The sequence below is a fragment of the Alkalicaulis satelles genome (assembly GCF_008630495.1).
Lineage (GTDB): Bacteria > Pseudomonadota > Alphaproteobacteria > Caulobacterales > Maricaulaceae > Oceanicaulis > Oceanicaulis satelles.
Window position 1 is genome coordinate 1 of the sequence record NZ_VWOJ01000004.1, and the last position, 16,029, is coordinate 16,029.

Annotated in this window: 28 protein-coding genes and 1 tRNA gene; 28 read left to right on the forward strand and 1 reads right to left on the reverse strand. The window is 65.6% G+C overall.

Annotation, left to right across the window (positions count from 1 at the left end; translation table 11 throughout):
* Positions 1–238 precede the first annotated feature (238 nt).
* The 28 genes from rpsJ (at position 239) to F1654_RS11640 (ending at position 15,889) form a co-directional block, all read left to right on the forward strand.
* Positions 239–553, forward strand: coding sequence for a 30S ribosomal protein S10 (gene rpsJ, locus F1654_RS11505; protein ID WP_150023709.1), 315 nt, complete (start codon positions 239–241; stop codon positions 551–553).
* Positions 554–557: 4 nt separating this feature from the next.
* Complete coding sequence (rplC, locus tag F1654_RS11510; RefSeq protein WP_150023710.1) at positions 558–1,379, forward strand: 50S ribosomal protein L3; 822 nt, start codon at positions 558–560, stop codon at positions 1,377–1,379.
* The gene (gene rplD / locus F1654_RS11515; protein ID WP_150023711.1) at positions 1,376–2,014 is read left to right on the forward strand and encodes a 50S ribosomal protein L4; all 639 of its coding nucleotides are present in this window, start codon (positions 1,376–1,378) and stop codon (positions 2,012–2,014) included. Before rplC ends, rplD begins: the two co-directional genes overlap by 4 nt.
* Entirely contained in the window at positions 2,014–2,307 is a 294-nt protein-coding gene (locus F1654_RS11520) for a 50S ribosomal protein L23 (protein WP_150023712.1), read from the forward strand. Before rplD ends, F1654_RS11520 begins: the two co-directional genes overlap by 1 nt.
* 22 nt (positions 2,308–2,329) lie before the next feature.
* A complete protein-coding gene (gene rplB / locus F1654_RS11525; protein WP_150023713.1) occupies positions 2,330–3,166 on the forward strand; it encodes a 50S ribosomal protein L2 in 837 nt (278 codons plus the stop codon).
* A 12-nt stretch (positions 3,167–3,178) separates the two neighbouring features.
* Positions 3,179–3,457 (forward strand): 30S ribosomal protein S19, encoded by a 279-nt coding sequence (rpsS, locus tag F1654_RS11530; RefSeq protein WP_150023714.1) that lies wholly within the window; start codon positions 3,179–3,181, stop codon positions 3,455–3,457.
* Between the two features lie 2 nt (positions 3,458–3,459).
* Positions 3,460–3,840: a 50S ribosomal protein L22 gene (gene rplV, locus F1654_RS11535; protein WP_150023715.1), complete on the forward strand. Its 381-nt coding sequence runs from the start codon at positions 3,460–3,462 to the stop codon at positions 3,838–3,840.
* Complete coding sequence (gene rpsC, locus F1654_RS11540) at positions 3,840–4,544, forward strand: 30S ribosomal protein S3 (protein ID WP_150023716.1); 705 nt, start codon at positions 3,840–3,842, stop codon at positions 4,542–4,544. The genes rplV and rpsC overlap by 1 nt, the downstream gene beginning before the upstream one ends.
* Positions 4,545–4,568: 24 nt before the next feature.
* Positions 4,569–4,982 carry a 50S ribosomal protein L16 gene (rplP, locus tag F1654_RS11545; protein ID WP_150023717.1) on the forward strand — a complete coding sequence of 138 codons (414 nt, stop codon included), beginning with the start codon at positions 4,569–4,571 and terminating at the stop codon, positions 4,980–4,982.
* Between the two features lie 25 nt (positions 4,983–5,007).
* Positions 5,008–5,211, forward strand: a complete 204-nt coding sequence (gene rpmC, locus F1654_RS11550; protein WP_150023927.1) for a 50S ribosomal protein L29 — start codon at positions 5,008–5,010, stop codon at positions 5,209–5,211.
* Positions 5,212–5,215: 4 nt separating this feature from the next.
* Positions 5,216–5,452 carry a 30S ribosomal protein S17 gene (gene rpsQ / locus F1654_RS11555; RefSeq protein WP_150023718.1) on the forward strand — a complete coding sequence of 79 codons (237 nt, stop codon included), beginning with the start codon at positions 5,216–5,218 and terminating at the stop codon, positions 5,450–5,452.
* A gap of 42 nt (positions 5,453–5,494) precedes the next feature.
* Positions 5,495–5,863, forward strand: a complete 369-nt coding sequence (rplN, locus tag F1654_RS11560; RefSeq protein WP_150023719.1) for a 50S ribosomal protein L14 — start codon at positions 5,495–5,497, stop codon at positions 5,861–5,863.
* Between the two features lie 2 nt (positions 5,864–5,865).
* Positions 5,866–6,183: a 50S ribosomal protein L24 gene (gene rplX / locus F1654_RS11565; RefSeq protein WP_150023720.1), complete on the forward strand. Its 318-nt coding sequence runs from the start codon at positions 5,866–5,868 to the stop codon at positions 6,181–6,183.
* Positions 6,176–6,736, forward strand: a complete 561-nt coding sequence (gene rplE, locus F1654_RS11570; protein WP_150023721.1) for a 50S ribosomal protein L5 — start codon at positions 6,176–6,178, stop codon at positions 6,734–6,736. Before rplX ends, rplE begins: the two co-directional genes overlap by 8 nt.
* Positions 6,737–6,786: 50 nt before the next feature.
* The gene (rpsN, locus tag F1654_RS11575; RefSeq protein ID WP_150023722.1) at positions 6,787–7,092 is read left to right on the forward strand and encodes a 30S ribosomal protein S14; all 306 of its coding nucleotides are present in this window, start codon (positions 6,787–6,789) and stop codon (positions 7,090–7,092) included.
* 11 nt (positions 7,093–7,103) lie between these two features.
* The gene (rpsH, locus tag F1654_RS11580; RefSeq protein ID WP_150023723.1) at positions 7,104–7,502 is read left to right on the forward strand and encodes a 30S ribosomal protein S8; all 399 of its coding nucleotides are present in this window, start codon (positions 7,104–7,106) and stop codon (positions 7,500–7,502) included.
* A 16-nt stretch (positions 7,503–7,518) separates the two neighbouring features.
* Positions 7,519–8,052 (forward strand): 50S ribosomal protein L6, encoded by a 534-nt coding sequence (rplF, locus tag F1654_RS11585; RefSeq protein WP_150023724.1) that lies wholly within the window; start codon positions 7,519–7,521, stop codon positions 8,050–8,052.
* Positions 8,053–8,061: 9 nt separating this feature from the next.
* Complete coding sequence (gene rplR, locus F1654_RS11590; protein ID WP_150023725.1) at positions 8,062–8,415, forward strand: 50S ribosomal protein L18; 354 nt, start codon at positions 8,062–8,064, stop codon at positions 8,413–8,415.
* A gap of 13 nt (positions 8,416–8,428) precedes the next feature.
* Positions 8,429–9,013: a 30S ribosomal protein S5 gene (gene rpsE / locus F1654_RS11595; protein ID WP_150023726.1), complete on the forward strand. Its 585-nt coding sequence runs from the start codon at positions 8,429–8,431 to the stop codon at positions 9,011–9,013.
* Positions 9,014–9,024: 11 nt separating this feature from the next.
* A complete protein-coding gene (rpmD, locus tag F1654_RS11600; protein WP_150023727.1) occupies positions 9,025–9,210 on the forward strand; it encodes a 50S ribosomal protein L30 in 186 nt (61 codons plus the stop codon).
* 33 nt (positions 9,211–9,243) lie between these two features.
* Entirely contained in the window at positions 9,244–9,726 is a 483-nt protein-coding gene (gene rplO / locus F1654_RS11605) for a 50S ribosomal protein L15 (RefSeq protein WP_150023728.1), read from the forward strand.
* 67 nt (positions 9,727–9,793) lie between these two features.
* Positions 9,794–11,146, forward strand: coding sequence for a preprotein translocase subunit SecY (gene secY, locus F1654_RS11610; protein WP_150023729.1), 1,353 nt, complete (start codon positions 9,794–9,796; stop codon positions 11,144–11,146).
* Positions 11,143–11,703 carry an adenylate kinase gene (locus F1654_RS11615; RefSeq protein WP_150023730.1) on the forward strand — a complete coding sequence of 187 codons (561 nt, stop codon included), beginning with the start codon at positions 11,143–11,145 and terminating at the stop codon, positions 11,701–11,703. The genes secY and F1654_RS11615 overlap by 4 nt, the downstream gene beginning before the upstream one ends.
* Before the next feature lie 201 nt (positions 11,704–11,904).
* Positions 11,905–12,273 (forward strand): 30S ribosomal protein S13, encoded by a 369-nt coding sequence (gene rpsM, locus F1654_RS11620; protein ID WP_150023731.1) that lies wholly within the window; start codon positions 11,905–11,907, stop codon positions 12,271–12,273.
* Positions 12,274–12,285: 12 nt separating this feature from the next.
* Positions 12,286–12,675 (forward strand): 30S ribosomal protein S11, encoded by a 390-nt coding sequence (gene rpsK, locus F1654_RS11625; protein WP_150023732.1) that lies wholly within the window; start codon positions 12,286–12,288, stop codon positions 12,673–12,675.
* 106 nt (positions 12,676–12,781) lie between these two features.
* Positions 12,782–13,801: a DNA-directed RNA polymerase subunit alpha gene (locus F1654_RS11630; protein ID WP_150023733.1), complete on the forward strand. Its 1,020-nt coding sequence runs from the start codon at positions 12,782–12,784 to the stop codon at positions 13,799–13,801.
* A 48-nt stretch (positions 13,802–13,849) separates the two neighbouring features.
* Entirely contained in the window at positions 13,850–14,266 is a 417-nt protein-coding gene (gene rplQ, locus F1654_RS11635; RefSeq protein ID WP_150023734.1) for a 50S ribosomal protein L17, read from the forward strand.
* A gap of 174 nt (positions 14,267–14,440) precedes the next feature.
* Positions 14,441–15,889 carry a DegQ family serine endoprotease gene (locus F1654_RS11640; RefSeq protein WP_150023735.1) on the forward strand — a complete coding sequence of 483 codons (1,449 nt, stop codon included), beginning with the start codon at positions 14,441–14,443 and terminating at the stop codon, positions 15,887–15,889.
* A gap of 21 nt (positions 15,890–15,910) precedes the next feature.
* Here F1654_RS11640 and F1654_RS11645 read toward each other — a convergent pair.
* Positions 15,911–15,984 (reverse strand) — tRNA-Gly (locus F1654_RS11645).
* Positions 15,985–16,029: the final 45 nt, after the last annotated feature.

Genomic DNA, 16,029 nt, shown 5'->3' on the forward strand with positions numbered 1-16,029 from the left:
CAGGGCCGGACGCCATGGCGTCGGGGCCACTGCACAAGGGCGCTTCGGGACGCAGCAATCTGGCTGGCAGGTGTTGACGGGACGCGGCGCAGGGAGTATTCACCCGCCCTCTAGCGAGCTGGCTGTGCCCTTTGCGGGCAAACGCAGCTTTCAGAAGCGAACACAATTTGGCGCGCGAGTGCTGCGGGGGGCGAGGACGCCCTTGGCGCGGCCCTTCGCGCATGTTGGGACCGGATCAATGGCGCAACAGAATATCCGCATCCGCCTGAAGGCGTTTGATCACCGCGTGCTGGACACGTCCGCGCGCGAGATCGTGTCCACGGCGAAGCGCACCGGCGCGAATGTGCGCGGGCCGATCCCGCTGCCCACGCGCATTGAGAAATTCACCGTTCTGCGCGGCCCGCACATCGACAAGAAGTCGCGCGAGCAGTTCGAGATTCGCACGCACAAGCGCGTGCTCGATATCGTTGATCCGACCCCCCAGACGGTGGACGCGCTGATGAAGCTCGACCTGTCGGCCGGCGTGGACGTCGAGATCAAGCTGGGAGCGTAAGGCCATGAGTCAGGCTGAAAAACTGCGCACCGGCCTTGTGGCCAAGAAGCTGGGCATGACCCGGGTCTTCACCGAAGAGGGCAATCACGTGCCCGTCACTGTCCTGCATCTGGACGGCGGCGTGCAGGTAGTGGCCCAGCGCACGTCCGAGCGCGACGGTTACACCGCCCTGCAGCTCGGCGTGGGCAAGGCCAAGGTCAAGCGCACCACCAAGGCCATGCGCGGCCATTTCGCCAAGGCCGCCGTGGAGCCCAAGCGCAAGCTGGTGGAGTTCCGCGTCAGCGAGGACGCCCTGCTGGAGCCCGGCTCTGAGCTCTCGGCTGAGCATTTCGTGCCCGGCCAGATGGTGGATGTGGCCGGCATCACGATCGGTAAAGGTTTCGCCGGCGCCATGAAGCGCTGGAATTTCGGTGGTCTGCGCGCCTCGCACGGCGTGTCCATCTCGCACCGCGCCCACGGCTCCACCGGTCAGAACCAGGATCCGGGCAAGGTGTTCAAGGGCAAGAAGATGGCCGGCCATCTGGGCTCCGAGCGCGTCACCACGCAAAGCCTTGAAGTGGTGCGCGTGGACGCTGATCGCGGCCTGATCCTGATCAAGGGCTCCGTGCCGGGTTCGGCGGGTTCCTGGGTTGAGGTGCGTGATGCGGTCAAGGGCGCGGGCGGTCATGAGCTGCCCTGGCCGGCGGCCCTGCGCGCCGAGCCGGTTGCGGCCGACGAGCCGGCCCCGGCCAGCGAAGAAGCCGCCATGGTCGCCGAAGGCGCTCCGACCGAAGATCAGGTCCGCGCCGCCGAGGCTGCCGCCCGTGATGAAGGGGCCAAGGAATGAAAATCGACGTCGTCAAGCTGGATGCCGGCAAGGCCGGGTCGGTTGAGCTGAACGCGGACATTTTCGGCATCGCCGAGATCCGCGCCGACCTCCTGCAGCGTTGCGTCAAGTGGCAGCTGTCGCGCCGTCAGGCCGGCACCCACAAGACCAAGGAGCGCAGCGAGATCGCCCGCACCAAGAAGAAGATGTACAAGCAGAAGGGCACCGGCGGCGCACGCCACGGCGCGCGTTCGGCTCCCATCTTCGTGGGCGGCGGCGTGGCCCATGGCCCGCGCGTGCGCTCGCACGCCACGGACCTGCCCAAGAAGGTGCGCGCCCTGGCGCTGCGCCATGCGCTGTCGGCCAAGGCCGGCGGTCAGCAGCTGATCGTGCTGGACGAGGCGCGCCTGGATGCGCCCAAGACCCGCGAGCTGGCCGATCGCTTCGCCAAGCTGGGCCTGACCAATGCGCTGATCATCGACGGCGAGACGCTGGACGAGAACTTCGCGCGCGCCGCGCGCAATCTGCCGCGCATCGACGTGCTGCCCGCCCAGGGGCTGAACGTCTATGACGTCTTGCGCCGGGACACCCTGGTGCTGACCCGCGCAGCTCTGGACAAGATCAATGAGCGGCTCGCGCCGCAGGAGGCTGCGTGATGCCCGCTCCGCGTCATTACGACACCCTGATCGCGCCGGTGATCACGGAAAAATCAACCCTTTTGTCGGAAGACAACAAGGTGGTGTTCCGCGTGCCCCTGACTGCGACCAAGAAGGACATCGCCGAGGCGGTGGAAGAGCTCTTCAAGGTCAAGGTCAAGGCGGTCAACACCCTGCGCCAGAAGGGCAAGACCAAGCGCTTCCGCGGTATCGCGGGCGTTCGCAGCGACGTCAAGAAGGCGGTTGTGACCCTCGAAGAGGGCCACTCCATCGACGTCACCACCGGCCTGTAAGCGCGCCGCAAGGAGAGAGACCATGGCTCTGAAATTCTTCAAGCCGACCTCGCCGGGCCGCCGTGCTCTGGTGCTGGTGGACCGCAGCGAACTGCACGCGGGCAAGCCCGAGAAAACGCTGGTCGAGGGCCTGCGCAAGAAGGGCGGCCGCAACAATACCGGCCGCATCACCGCCCGCCGCATCGGCGGCGGCGCCAAGCGCCTCTACCGCGTGGTGGACTTCAAGCGCCGCAAGTTCGACGTGCCCGCCACGGTCGAGCGTCTGGAATACGACCCGAACCGCACCGCCTTCATCGCGCTGATCCGCTATGAAGACGGCGAGCTGGCCTACATCCTGGCGCCCCAGCGCCTGGCGGTGGGCGACAGCGTGGTGGCCGGCGAGCGTGTGGACGTGAAGCCGGGCAACGCCATGCCGCTGAAATCCATGCCGGTGGGCACCATCGTGCACAATGTCGAGCTCAAGCCCCTCAAGGGCGGCCAGATCGCGCGTTCGGCGGGCGCCTACGCCCAGCTGGTCGGCCGCGATGCGGGCTACGCCCAGCTGCGGCTGATGAGCGGCGAGCTGCGCGCGGTGCACCAGGACTGCATGGCCACGATCGGCGCGGTGTCCAACGCGGACCACCTGAACATCAATCTGGGCAAGGCCGGCCGCAAGCGTCACATGGGCAAGCGCCCGTCGGTGCGCGGCGTGGCCATGAACCCGGTCGATCACCCGCACGGCGGCGGCGAAGGCCGCACCTCGGGCGGGCGTCATCCGGTGACCCCGTGGGGCAAGCCCACCAAGGGCCCCAAAACCCGCCGGAACAAGACGACCAACAAATTCATCATCCGCTCGCGCCACGAGCGCAAGAAACGCTAAGGGACGGCTGACATGCCTCGCTCTGTCTGGAAAGGCCCGTTCGTTGACGGGCACCTCCTGAAGAAAGCCGAAGCCGCGCATGCCGGCGGGCGCAAGCAGGCGATCAAGACCTGGTCGCGCCGCTCGACGATCATGCCGCAATTCGTGGGCCTGACCTTCCAGGTGCACAACGGCAACAAGTTCATCCCCGTGAGCGTCTCCGAGGAGATGGTGGGTCACAAGCTGGGCGAGTTCGCGCCGACCCGCACCTATTACGGTCACGCGGCGGACAAGAAAGCCAAGAGGAAGTAGCGATGGGCCAGGCGAAGAATCCCCGGCGGGTCGCCGAGACCGAAGCGCGCGCCAAGCTGCGCATGCTGCGCATCAGCCCGCAGAAGCTCAACCTCATTGCCGCCATGATCCGCGGCAAGAAGGTCGAGCGCGCGCTCAACGATCTCGAGTTCTCGCGCAAGCGCGCCTCGCAGGACGTGAAAAAGCTGCTGCAGTCCGCGATCGCCAATGCGGAAAACAATCATGGCCTGGACATCGACTCGCTGGTCGTGTCCGAGGCCTATGTCGGCAAGAACCTGGTGATGAAGCGCTTCCGGGCCCGCGCACGCGGCCGCGGCGCGAAGATCCTCAAGCCGTTCTCCGAGCTGACGATCGTCGTGCGTGAAGTCGAGGAGGCCGCCTGATGGGTCAGAAAGTCAATCCGATCGGCCTGCGGGTCGGCATTAACCGCACCTGGGACTCGCGCTGGTTCGCCAAAGGCGAGGAATACGCCGATCTCTTGCACGAGGATCTCAAGATCCGTGCGTTCCTGAAGGACAAGCTCAAGAACGCCTCGGTCTCGCGCATCATCATCGAGCGTCCGCACAAGAAGTGCCGCATCACCATCCATACCGCCCGTCCGGGCGTGGTGATCGGCAAGAAGGGCGGCGATATCGAGAAGCTGCGCCGCGAGATCGCGTCCATGGTGGACAGCGAGGTGTTCCTGAACCTCGTGGAAGTGCGCAAGCCGGAAGTCGACGCCACCCTGGTGGCCGAGAGCATCGCCCAGCAGCTCGAGCGCCGTGTGGCGTTCCGCCGGGCGATGAAGCGCTCGCTGCAGACCACCATGCGCATGGGCGCTCTGGGCTGCAAGATCATGGTGGGCGGCCGTCTGGGCGGCGCGGAAATCGCGCGCGTTGAAAAATATTCCGAAGGCTCTGTGCCGCTGCACACCCTGCGGGCTGACATCGATTACGGCTTTGCTGAAGCCAAGACCGCGATGGGCATTATTGGCGTGAAGGTGTGGATCTACAAAGGCGAGATCCTCGAGCACGATCCGATGGCCCAGGAGCGCCGCATGCAGGATTCCGGCGAGCAGCGCACACGGTCTGGCCGTCAGGCGGCGTAAGAGCGGAACAAGGGAGCTGTCACCATGCTTCAACCGAAGCGCACCAAATTCCGCAAGGCGTTCAAGGGCCGTATCCACGGCGCGGCCAAGGGCGGATACACGCTGAATTTCGGTTCCTATGGCCTCAAGGCCATGGAGCCCGAGCGCGTCACCGCGCGTCAGATCGAGGCGACCCGCCGGGCTATCACGCGCCACATGAAGCGCGCTGGCCGGGTGTGGATCCGCGTATTCCCCGATCTGCCGGTGTCGAAAAAGCCGACCGAGGTGCGGATGGGTAAAGGCAAGGGCTCGCCCGAATACTGGGTGGCTAAGGTCAAGCCCGGGCGCATCATGTTCGAGATTGACGGCGTGCCCGATGACGTGGCCCGCGAGGCGCTGCGCCTGGGCGCGGCCAAGCTGCCGATCAAGACCCGGGTCGTGACCCGGCCTGGCGAGTAAGGGAGAGGTCCTGATGGCCAAGCAGCTGACAGGCGAAGACGTGCGCGCGCTTAGCGACGACCAGCTTCAGGAATCGCTCCTCAAGCTCAAGAAAGAACAGTTCAATTTGCGGTTCCAGCAGGCCACCGGCCAGCTCGAGAACACCGCGCGCTACAAGCAGATCCGCCGGGACATCGCCCGGATCAAGACGGATCAGCGCCGGCGCGCGCTCCAGACTCAAGGGAGCTGAGGCCATGCCGAAGCGCATCCTTCAAGGCGTCGTGGTCAGCGACAAGCAGCACAAGACAGTGGTGGTCCGCGTCGAGCGCACCTTCCTGCACCCGCTGCTGCGCAAGACCGTGCGGCGGACCAAGAAATACCACGCCCATGATGAAAACGGCGTGGCCAAGGTGGGCGAGCGCGTCCAGATCCAGGAGTGCGCGCCCAAGTCGAAACTCAAGCGGTGGGAGATCGTTCCCGCTCAGGCGTAAGCCTGAAACGGGAATGGTTGTTCCGATAACGGAGACCTTCCAATGATCCAGATGCAAACCAATCTGGACGTGGCCGATAATTCCGGCGCCCGCCGCGTGCAGTGCATCAAGGTGCTGGGCGGCGCCAAGCGGCGGTACGCGAGCGTGGGCGACATCATTGTCGTCTCGGTCAAGGAAGCCGCGCCCAAAGGCCGTGTCAAAAAAGGCGATGTGCGCAAGGCTGTGGTCGTGCGCACCGCCCGGGATATCAAGCGACGTGACGGATCGGTGATCCGTTTCGACACCAACGCCGCTGTCCTGATCAACAACAATAACGAGCCGATCGGCACCCGGATCTTTGGCCCGGTGCCGCGTGAGCTGCGCGCCAAGCAGCACATGAAGATCGTCTCCCTGGCGCCGGAGGTGCTGTAGCCATGGCCGCGAAGATCAAGAAAGGCGACAAGGTCGTCGTCCTGACCGGCCGCGACAAGGGCAAGTCCGGCGAGGTGGTCAAGGTGCTGCCGTCTGAAGACCGCGTGGTGGTCTCCGGCGTGAACACCGTCAAGCGCCACCAGCGTCCGACCCAGACCAGCGCGGGCGGCATTGTGGAAAAAGACGCGTCCATCCACGTCTCCAACGTGGCTCTGACCGATCCCAAGTCCGGCGAGCCGACCCGCGTCGGTTTCAAGACCGGCAAGGACGGCAAGAAGGTGCGCGTGGCCAAGAAGTCCGGCGAGGTGATCGATGTCTGACACCGCTATTTACGAGCCGCGCCTGAAAGCGCGCTACCGCGAAGAGATTCGCGCGCGCCTGAAGGAAAAGTTCGGCTACAAGAATGACCTTGAGATCCCGCGCCTTGAGAAGGTCGTGATCAATATGGGCGTGGGCGAGGCGGCTCAGGATTCCAAGAAAATCCAGGGCGCTCTCGCCGATCTGGAGGCGATCGCCGGCCAGAAGCCGGTGGCGACCGCCGCCAAGACCTCCATCGCCGGTTTCAAGCTGCGTGAAGAGCAGCTGATCGGCGCCAAGGTCACGCTGCGCCAGGACCGGATGTACGAGTTCCTCGACCGTCTGGTGACTATCGCCCTGCCGCGGGTCCGCGACTTCCGCGGCCTCAACGGCAAGAGCTTTGACGGGCGCGGCAACTACGCCATGGGTCTCAAGGAGCACATCGTGTTCCCCGAGATCAACTACGACAAGGTCGACAAGGTTCGCGGCATGGACATCGTCGTGTGCACGACCGCGAAGACTGATGAGGAAGCGAAGGCCCTGCTGGCCGAGTTCGATTTCCCGTTCACGAACTGACGCAGCAGGAGCGCGGGGCCAGGGTGGCGCCGCACGCAGGAGAGATTTGAATGGCCAAGAAGAGCGCTATCGAGCGTAACAGCAAGCGTCAGCGGCTGGCGGAGCGTTTCGCCGCCAAGCGCGCCGCGCTGAAAGCGATCGCCCGCGATACGTCCAAGCCCGTGGAAGAGCGGTTTGCCGCCCAGATGAAGCTGGCCGGCCTGCCGCGCAATTCCGCGCCCACGCGCATCCGCAACCGCTGCCAGGTCAGCGGGCGCCCGCGCGCGTATTACCGCAAGCTGAAAATGTCGCGCATCGCGCTGCGTCAGCTGGCCAGCCACGGGATGATCCCTGGCATGGTCAAGTCGAGCTGGTAGGAGGTCAGGACATGTCTGTGAACGATCCGCTCGGCGATATGCTGACCCGCATCCGCAACGCGCTGATGCGCAAGCGCACCAGCGTCACCACGCCGGCCTCGACGCTGCGCGCGCGCGTGCTCGATGTGCTGCTCGAAGAGGGCTATATCCGCGGTTACACCGAAACCACGGATGATCGCGGCTTCAAGCAGTACGACATCGAACTGAAATACTATGAGGGCGCGCCGGTCATTTCCGACATCAAGCGCGTCTCCAAGCCGGGCCGTCGCGAATACCGCAAGGTGCGCGACCTGCCTCTGGTCCAGAACGGTCTGGGCATCGCCATCATTTCCACGCCCCAGGGCGTGATGAGCGACGCCGCTGCGCGCGCCAAGAATGTTGGCGGCGAGATCCTCTGCCACGTCAGCTAGGAAACAGGAGGCTAACATGTCGCGACTGGGCAAGCTGCCTGTTGAAATCCCCTCCGGGGTCACCGCTTCGGTGGCTGCCGGCGTGGTCTCCGTGAAGGGACCCAAGGGCGAGCTGACCTTCTCGGCGCCCTCGAGCGTGCGCATTCTCCAGGAGGATGGCGCGCTGAAGGTGGAGCCGGCGGAGAACTCGAAATCGGCCAAAGCCATGTACGGCACGGCGCGTGCGCGCATCAAGAACATGGTCGCGGGCGTCACCAAGGGTTTTGAAAAGAACCTGGAGCTTGTGGGCGTGGGCTATCGTGCCCAAATGCAGGGCAGCGATCTCAAACTTGCGCTCGGCTTCTCGCACGATGTGATCTACACCCCGCGCAAGGGGATCACGATCACGGTGGCCAAGCCGACCGAGATCAAGATCGAGGGCGCGGACGCCCAGGCGGTTGGACAGACGGCGGCTGAAATCCGCCGGTTCCGCGCGCCGGAGCCCTATAAGGGCAAGGGCGTGAAGTATGCGGACGAGCATGTCCGCCGCAAGGAAGGCAAGAAGAAGTAAGGGCCGGTGATGAAAACCTCAGCTGAGAAAATGCGCCGCCGCGCGCAGCGCACCCGCGCCCGGATCCGCAAGCTGGCCAATGGCCGGCCGCGCCTGTCCGTGTTCAGGTCGTCCAAGCACATCTACGCGCAGATCATTGATGACGCCAACGGCCAGACCCTGGCCGCGGCTTCCTCGCTCGAACAGGGCAAGGACTCCAATGGCGCCACTGTCGACGCCGCCTCCACGGTGGGCAAGCTGGTGGCCGAGCGCGCCAAGGAAAAAGGCCTGACCGAGGTCGTGTTCGACCGCGGCGGCTACATGTATCACGGGCGGGTCAAAGCGCTCGCCGACGCCGCCCGCGAGGGCGGACTGAACTTCTAGGGGAGCGAACGCCATGGCTCGTGAAGACAATCGCGGCGGCCGCGACCGCCGCCGCAGGGAAGAAGACAACGCGGACTCCGATCTGGTCGACAAGCTCGTCCAGATCAACCGCGTCGCCAAGACCGTGAAGGGCGGCCGGAACTTCCAGTTCGCCGCACTCGCGGTTGTGGGCGACCAGAAGGGCCGCGTCGGCTTCGGCCAGGGCAAGGCCCGCGAGGTGCCTGAAGCCATCCGCAAGGCGACCGAGGAAGCCAAGAAGATGATGGTGCGCATTCCCCTGCGCGAAGGCCGCACCCTGCACCACGACGCCCACGGGCGCTGGGGCGCGGGCAAGGTGGTTCTGCGCTCGGCGCCTCCGGGCACCGGCGTGATCGCGGGTGGTCCGATGCGCGCGGTTCTGGAATCCCTGGGCGTTCAGGACGTGGTGGCCAAGTCCACCGGCTCGTCCAACCCCTACAACATGGTGCGCGCCACGTTCGAGGCCCTCAAGGCCCAGAACAGCCCGCGTTCAGTCGCCGCCAAGCGCGGCCTGAAGGTGGCGGATCTGGTGGAGCGCCGCCAGGATGGCGCCAGCGCGCCTGAAGCGATCGAGTCCTGAGGGAGGGGCGCATGGCTACCAAGACAACCATTCGCGTGCGCCAGACCGGGTCCTCGACCCGGCGTCCCGCCTATCAGGCCGCGACCCTCAAGGGTCTGGGCCTGGGCCGCATCGGGCGCGAGCGCGAGCTTGAAGACACACCGGCCGTGCGCGGCATGATCCGCAAGGTCGCCCATCTGATCGAGATCGTGGACTAAGGCCTGAAGGGCCGGTCCTGAAGGAGAATGGCAATGCGCTTGAATGAATTGCGCGACAATGACGGCGCCGTCAAAGAGCGCCAGCGCGTCGGGCGCGGCATCGGCTCTGGCAAGGGCAAGACCGGCGGACGCGGCGTAAAAGGCCAGAAGTCCCGCTCGGGCGTGTCCATCAAGGGCTTCGAAGGCGGTCAGATGCCGCTGCACCAGCGTCTGCCCAAGCGCGGCTTCAACAAGCCGAACCGGGCGCGCTTCGCCGAGGTCACCCTCGGCCGGCTGCAGGCCGCTGTGGATGCGGGCCGTCTGGACGCGGCCCAGCCCGTGGACGCCGCAGCCCTGATCGCGGCCGGCGTGATCCGCCGCGCCAAGGATGGCGTGCGCGTGATCGGCGGCGGGGAGCTGAAAGCCAAGCTGGCCCTGACCGTGGCTGGCGGCTCTGCGCCCGCCATCGCCGCTGTCGAGAAAGCGGGCGGGTCGGTCACGGTGACCGCCGCCAAAACCGAGACGCAAGACGACTAAGCTGAAAGCGCGCCGGCGCGGCCCTGTCCGCCCGGCGCCTTTTCGCGCGAGGGAGTGAACGACCGCCATGGCGTCAGCCGCCGAACAACTCGCCGCGAACATGAATTTCGGGGCCTTCGCCCGCGCCAAGGAGCTGCAGAAGCGGCTCCTGTTCACGTTGATGGTTCTGATCATCTACCGCATCGGCACCTATGTGCCGTTGCCGGGCGTGGACATGGTCCAGTTTGCGATGATCTTCGACCAGCACAGCCAGGGCGCGGTGGGCATGTTCAACATGTTCTCCGGCGGCGCCGTGGAGCGCATGGCGATCTTCGCGCTCAACGTCATGCCCTATATCTCGGCCTCCATCATCATGCAGCTCATGGCGGCCACCGTGCCGGCCCTGGAGCGCATGAAGAAGGAAGGCGGCGAGCAGGGCCGCAAGCAGATCAACCAGTATTCGCGTTATCTCACCGTGGTGCTGGCCGCCGCTCAGGGCTTCGCCATCGCGATCGCCATGCAGCAGCCGGATCCGTCCACAGGCAATACTGTGGCGCTCAATCCCGGCCTGTTCTTCATCATCGTGACTGTCAGCACGCTGGTGGGCGGCACCATGCTGCTGTTGTGGCTGGGCGAGCAGATCACGGCGCGCGGCGTGGGCAATGGCGTGTCGCTGATCATCTTTGCAGGCATTATCGCGGAAATGCCGCGCGCGCTGTTCCAGACCATGGAGCAGGGCCGCACCGGCGAGCTGGACGCTGCGCTGGTGGTGGCGCTGCTGGCCATGCTGGTGGCGGTGTTGACCTTCGTTGTGTTCATTGAGCGCTCCCAGCGCCGGCTGCTGACCCAGTATCCCAAGCGCCAGGTGGGCAACCGCATGATGGGCGGGGAATCCTCCTTCCTGCCGCTCAAGCTGAACACCGCGGGCGTGATCCCGGCGATCTTTGCCTCCTCGCTCTTGCTGCTGCCCATGACGGCGGCGGGCTTCCAGGCCGATTCCGGTCCGGCCTGGCTGCGCGACCTGGTGGCCACGCTCGGCCCGGGCCAGCCCATGTTCATCGTCTTCTATGGCGCGATGATCGTGTTCTTCACCTTCTTCTACACCTCCATCACCTTCAATCCCGAAGACGTGGCGGATAATCTCAAGAAGTATGGCGGCTTCCTGCCGGGCATCCGGCCGGGCAAGCGCACGGCTGAATATCTCGATTATGTGCTGACCCGCCTGACGGTGATCGGCGCGGCCTATCTGGCGGCGGTGTGTCTGTTGCCCGAGCTGCTGCGCATGCAGAACCCGTCCATCCCGTTCTATATCGGCGGCACGGCGCTTCTCATCGTGGTGTCGGTGACGCTCGATACGATCGGACAGATCCAGTCCCACCTGCTGGCCCACCAGTATGAAGGTCTCATCAAGAAGACCAAGCTTCGGGGACGCAAGCGATGAACATCGTCCTGTTCGGACCGCCGGGCGCTGGCAAGGGCACCCAGGCCAAGCGTCTGGTCGCCGAACGCGGCTGGGTTCAGCTGGCCACCGGCGACATGCTGCGCGCGGCGCGCGCGGCGGGCACCGAACTGGGCAAGCGCGTGGCCGATATCATGGATCGCGGCGATCTGGTTTCCGACGAGATCGTCATCGCCCTGATCGAGGAGCGCCTGCCTGAAGCCGAAGCGGCGGGCGGGGCCATCTTTGACGGCTTCCCGCGCACCGTCGCCCAGGCCGAGGCGCTGGACGCGCTGCTGGCCAAGCGCGGCGCGCCGATTGCGCGCGTTGTGCGCCTGGTGGTCGACCAGGACGAACTGGTCGCGCGCATGACCAAGCGGGCCGGGGAAGAGGGCCGGGCGGATGACAATGCCGAGGCCTTCAAGATCCGCCTGAACAACTATAATACCCAGACCGCCGCCCTGATCCCGTACTATCAGGCTCAGGGCAAGATGGCCGATGTGGACGGCAGCGGTGATATCGACACGGTTGCGGCGCGCATCGCCGCAGCGCTGGACTAAAGCAGACGGGCCGCGCCCGGATGGTCCGGGCGAGGCGAAATGTGAGGCTGCGCCGCTCATTCCGGTTGACGGAACCGGGGCGGCGCCTATAAGAACCGCCCTTCGCTCGCAGGGGCAGATGCTGTCATCCGCGCCGCCAGGACTGGCGGAGCGGTCAAGCATCCTTCGCGGGCGCAGGCTGATGAGGACAAGGAGAGCGTCGTGGCACGGATCGCCGGCGTCAATATTCCGACCAACAAGCGCGTCACAGTCGCGCTGCGCTATATCCATGGCATTGGCGAAGCCAAGGCCGCCGAGATCTGCGAAAAGGTGGGCATTCCCGCCGACAAGCGGGTCAATCAGCTGACCGACGCCGAGGTGCTGCAAATTCGCGAGACCATTGATGGCGGTTACATGGTGGAGGGTGACCTTCGCCGTGAGGTGGCGGTCAACGTCAAGCGGCTGATGGATCTGGGCTGCTATCGCGGCCTGCGTCACCGCCGCGGCCTGCCTGTGCGCGGCCAGCGCACCCACACCAATGCGCGCACCCGCAAGGGTCCCGCCAAGCCGATCGCCGGCAAGAAGAAATAAGGAACGAGGGCCATGGCCAAGGAACCGTCCCGCGTCCGCCGCCGCGAGCGCAAGAATATCACCGCTGGCGTCGCGCATGTGAACGCGAGCTTCAACAACACCATGATCACCATCACTGACGCCCAGGGCAACGCCATTTCATGGTCGTCGGCGGGCACCATGGGGTTCAAGGGGTCGCGCAAGTCCACGCCCTACGCCGCGCAGGTCGCCGCTGAAGATGCGGGCCGCAAGGCGCAGGAGCACGGGCTGAAGACCCTCGAGGTGAAAGTCTCCGGTCCCGGTTCGGGCCGTGAAAGCGCGCTTCGCGCTCTGCAGTCCATCGGGCTGGTGATCACCACGATCCATGACGTGACGCCGATCCCGCACAATGGCTGCCGCCCGCCGAAGCGCCGCCGGGTCTGACGCCGCGTCCAGCGCCCCCTTTTGCGGGCGCTGAGCTGTTATTTTCAGGGCGCGCAGCTCTCCTTGTAGGGAGCGGCGCGCCTCACGCCTCGAAGGGGTGACGTCCGTGATTGAGAAAAACTGGCAAGAACTGATCCGCCCGATGAAGCCGGAAATCCAGTCCGGCTTTGACCCGTCGCGTCACGCCAAGCTGATCGCCGAGCCGCTCGAGCGCGGCTTTGGCACCACGCTGGGCAATGCGCTGCGCCGCGTGCTCCTGTCCTCGCTGCAGGGCGCGGCTGTGACCTCGGTGCAGATCGACAACGTGCTGCACGAGTTCTCCTCCATCAAGGGCGTGCGCGAAGACGTCACCGAGATCATCCTGAACCTCAAGCAAATCGCGCTGCGCATGCAGGGCGAGGGCCCCAAACGCCTGATGCTGCGCAAGAGCGGCCCGGGCGAGGTGAAGGCCGGCGATATTGAGGAAACCGGCGATATCTCGGTGATCAACAAGGACCTGGTCATCTGCACCCTGGATGACGACGCCGAAGTGCGCATGGTGCTGACCGTCAATACCGGCAAGGGCTATGTCCCGGCGGAGAATAACCGCGCCGAAGACGCCCCCATCGGCCTCATTGGCGTGGACGCCCTGTACAGCCCGGTCAAGCGCGTCTCCTACCGGGTGGAGAACACCCGCGAAGGCCAGGTGCTGGACTATGACAAGCTGATCCTGGAAGTCGAAACCAATGGCGCGGTGAAGCCGGAAGACGCTGTGGCCTACGCCGCGCGCATCCTGCAGGACCAGCTCCAGGCGTTCGTGAATTTCGAGGACCCCAACCAGGGCCGCACCGAAACCTCCGACAAGCCCGATCTGGACTTCAACCCGGCCCTCCTCAAAAAGGTGGACGAGCTGGAACTGTCGGTGCGTTCGGCCAACTGCCTGAAGAACGACAATATCGTCTATATCGGCGACCTGATCCAGAAGTCCGAGGCGGAAATGCTCCGCACCCCGAACTTCGGGCGCAAGTCGCTCAACGAGATCAAGGAAGTTCTCGCCCAGATGGGTCTGCATCTGGGCATGGAGGCGCCCAACTGGCCGCCTGAGAATATCGAGGATCTCGCCAAGAAATACGAGGATCAGATCTAGGACGGAGCGCCGCGAGGCGTCCCAGTCCCGATCTCAAGGAGAATAGTCATGCGTCACGGCGTCGCCCACCGCAAACTGAACCGGACCGCGAGCCACCGCCGCGCCATGTTCGCCAATATGGCGGCCTCGCTCATCGAGCATGAGCAGATCGTCACCACCCTGCCCAAGGCCAAAGAGCTCAAGCCCATCATGGACAAGCTCATCACCCTGGCCAAGCGCGGCGATCTGCATGCGCGCCGCCAGGCGATCGCCAAGATCCGCAACAAGGATCAGGTGGCCAAGCTGTTCGAGACCCTGGGTCCGCGCTATCAGGAGCGCGCCGGGGGCTATACCCGCGTGCTCAAAGCCGGCTTCCGCTATGGCGATAATGCTCCGCTGGCCGTGATCGAGCTGGTGGACCGCGATCCCGAGGCCAAGGGCGCCATTGACCGCACCCGCGCCGAAGAGGCGGGCTCGGAAGACTAGGCGGCCTTATCCGTCAAAAACACGAACAAGGCCGTCCGGGCGTCCCCGGGCGGCCTTTTCATATCTTGAAGGACCCGGCCCTGGCGCCATGCCCGCTTTCAGCCCCTGTTCAGCCGTGATCGTGTCGCCTAAATCGTTGGCGCAGTTTTTACAGGTCTGAACAGGAGAGGGCTCATGCTCCGTCCGGTTATCGCATTCATCCTGCTCACGGGCGCGAGCTTCAGCGCGGCCTGCGGGCAGGAACCGCCCTCTGACACGGCCAGCGCGCAGCTTGCCGCCGGCGCTGCTCCTGAAGCCGTCCGCGCCGCGCCCGAAAGCCAGGCCCAGATCCAGCTCTCCTTCGCCCCTGTGGTGCGCGAGGCCGCCCCGGCGGTGGTCAATGTCTATTCGCGCCGGGTCATCGCCCAGCGCTCGCCCTTTGCCGGCGATCCGTTCTTCGAACGCTTCTTTGGCGGCCCCCAGCCGCGCCAGCGCGAGGTCAACTCGCTGGGCTCGGGCGTGATTGTCGACGCTTCGGGCGTGATTGTGACCAATAACCACGTGGTGGCCGGCGCGCGCGATCTGCGCGTGGTGCTGTCCGACCGGCGCGAATTCGCCGCCGAGCTCCTGCTGGCCGACGAGCGCACCGATCTGGCCGTCCTAAAGATCGATGCTGATGAGCCCCTGCCGGTGATGGCCTTTGACGACAGCGGCACGGCCGAGGTGGGCGATCTGGTGCTGGCCATCGGCAATCCGTTCGGCGTGGGCCAGACCGTGACCTCGGGCATCGTCTCGGCGCTGGCGCGCACCGATGTGGGCATTACCGACTACGCCTTCTTCATCCAGACTGACGCGGCGGTGAACCCGGGCAATTCGGGCGGCGCGCTGGTCAATATGCGCGGCGAGCTGATCGGGGTGAACACCGCCATCTTCTCGCGCTCGGGCGGGTCCCAGGGCATCGGCTTCGCCATCCCCGCCGAGATGGTGCGCACCGTGGTGGCGGCGGCCGAAGACGGCGGGCGCATCGTGCGGCCCTGGCTGGGCGCGCGCCTGCAGGCGGTGACCAGTGATCTGGCTCAGTCCTTCGGCCTGGACCGCCCGCGTGGCGCAGTGGTGGCCGAGCTGTGGCCGGACGCCGCCGCAGAGCGTGCGGGACTGAGGCGCGGCGATGTGGTGTTGGCGGTCGATGGCGTCCAGGTCAATGACGAGAACGGCGCGCGCTTCCGCTTCGCCACCCGCTCCATCGGCCAGGATGCGCGCGTGACCGTACTGCGCGATGGCGATGAGCTGACGCTGACCGTGCCTGCCGAGGCTGCGCCCGGCGATCCTGAAGGGCGCAGGCTCCAGGTGGAGGGGCGCAATCCGCTTCAGGGCGCAGAGCTGGTCCAGCTCTCGCCGGCCTTTAATGAAGAGAACGGGCTCGACCCGTTCGCCCGGGGGGTGCTGGTTTTCTCCGTCACCCCGCGCACCAATGCGGGCTTTGTCGGATTCCAGCCCGGCGACCGGGTGCTGTCGCTCATGGGCGAGAGCGTTGAGGATCTCTCTGACGCCAGCGACATCCTGCGCCGTCATGACGGCGCGGTGCGCTGGCCGGTGGAGATCGAACGGCGCGGCGACCGCATCCGGCGCGAAGTGCGCCTCTAAAGGCTGTCAGGGCAGGGGGTCTGGAGCGGGCGATCGGAATCGAACCGACATATTCAGCTTGGAAGGCTGACGTTCTACCGTTGAACTACGCCCGCGCCTGAGAGGTTAGATAAACGCGCGCGCGCGCCGCGTCGAGAGGG

Excerpts from the sequence above, each read along its gene's own strand:
- rpsJ (WP_150023709.1), top strand. The coding sequence starts at position 239 with ATGGCGCAACAGAATATCCGCATCCGCCTGAAGGCGTTTGATCACCGC.
- rplC (WP_150023710.1), top strand. The coding sequence starts at position 558 with ATGAGTCAGGCTGAAAAACTGCGCACCGGCCTTGTGGCCAAGAAGCTG.
- rplD (WP_150023711.1), top strand. The coding sequence starts at position 1,376 with ATGAAAATCGACGTCGTCAAGCTGGATGCCGGCAAGGCCGGGTCGGTT.
- F1654_RS11520 (WP_150023712.1), top strand. The coding sequence starts at position 2,014 with ATGCCCGCTCCGCGTCATTACGACACCCTGATCGCGCCGGTGATCACG.
- rplB (WP_150023713.1), top strand. The coding sequence starts at position 2,330 with ATGGCTCTGAAATTCTTCAAGCCGACCTCGCCGGGCCGCCGTGCTCTG.
- rpsS (WP_150023714.1), top strand. The coding sequence starts at position 3,179 with ATGCCTCGCTCTGTCTGGAAAGGCCCGTTCGTTGACGGGCACCTCCTG.
- rplV (WP_150023715.1), top strand. The coding sequence starts at position 3,460 with ATGGGCCAGGCGAAGAATCCCCGGCGGGTCGCCGAGACCGAAGCGCGC.
- rpsC (WP_150023716.1), top strand. The coding sequence starts at position 3,840 with ATGGGTCAGAAAGTCAATCCGATCGGCCTGCGGGTCGGCATTAACCGC.
- rplP (WP_150023717.1), top strand. The coding sequence starts at position 4,569 with ATGCTTCAACCGAAGCGCACCAAATTCCGCAAGGCGTTCAAGGGCCGT.
- rpsQ (WP_150023718.1), top strand. The coding sequence starts at position 5,216 with ATGCCGAAGCGCATCCTTCAAGGCGTCGTGGTCAGCGACAAGCAGCAC.
- rplN (WP_150023719.1), top strand. The coding sequence starts at position 5,495 with ATGATCCAGATGCAAACCAATCTGGACGTGGCCGATAATTCCGGCGCC.
- rplX (WP_150023720.1), top strand. The coding sequence starts at position 5,866 with ATGGCCGCGAAGATCAAGAAAGGCGACAAGGTCGTCGTCCTGACCGGC.
- rplE (WP_150023721.1), top strand. The coding sequence starts at position 6,176 with ATGTCTGACACCGCTATTTACGAGCCGCGCCTGAAAGCGCGCTACCGC.
- rpsN (WP_150023722.1), top strand. The coding sequence starts at position 6,787 with ATGGCCAAGAAGAGCGCTATCGAGCGTAACAGCAAGCGTCAGCGGCTG.
- rpsH (WP_150023723.1), top strand. The coding sequence starts at position 7,104 with ATGTCTGTGAACGATCCGCTCGGCGATATGCTGACCCGCATCCGCAAC.
- rplF (WP_150023724.1), top strand. The coding sequence starts at position 7,519 with ATGTCGCGACTGGGCAAGCTGCCTGTTGAAATCCCCTCCGGGGTCACC.
- rplR (WP_150023725.1), top strand. The coding sequence starts at position 8,062 with ATGAAAACCTCAGCTGAGAAAATGCGCCGCCGCGCGCAGCGCACCCGC.
- rpsE (WP_150023726.1), top strand. The coding sequence starts at position 8,429 with ATGGCTCGTGAAGACAATCGCGGCGGCCGCGACCGCCGCCGCAGGGAA.
- rpmD (WP_150023727.1), top strand. The coding sequence starts at position 9,025 with ATGGCTACCAAGACAACCATTCGCGTGCGCCAGACCGGGTCCTCGACC.
- rplO (WP_150023728.1), top strand. The coding sequence starts at position 9,244 with ATGCGCTTGAATGAATTGCGCGACAATGACGGCGCCGTCAAAGAGCGC.
- secY (WP_150023729.1), top strand. The coding sequence starts at position 9,794 with ATGGCGTCAGCCGCCGAACAACTCGCCGCGAACATGAATTTCGGGGCC.
- F1654_RS11615 (WP_150023730.1), top strand. The coding sequence starts at position 11,143 with ATGAACATCGTCCTGTTCGGACCGCCGGGCGCTGGCAAGGGCACCCAG.
- rpsK (WP_150023732.1), top strand. The coding sequence starts at position 12,286 with ATGGCCAAGGAACCGTCCCGCGTCCGCCGCCGCGAGCGCAAGAATATC.
- rplQ (WP_150023734.1), top strand. The coding sequence starts at position 13,850 with ATGCGTCACGGCGTCGCCCACCGCAAACTGAACCGGACCGCGAGCCAC.
- F1654_RS11640 (WP_150023735.1), top strand. The coding sequence starts at position 14,441 with ATGCTCCGTCCGGTTATCGCATTCATCCTGCTCACGGGCGCGAGCTTC.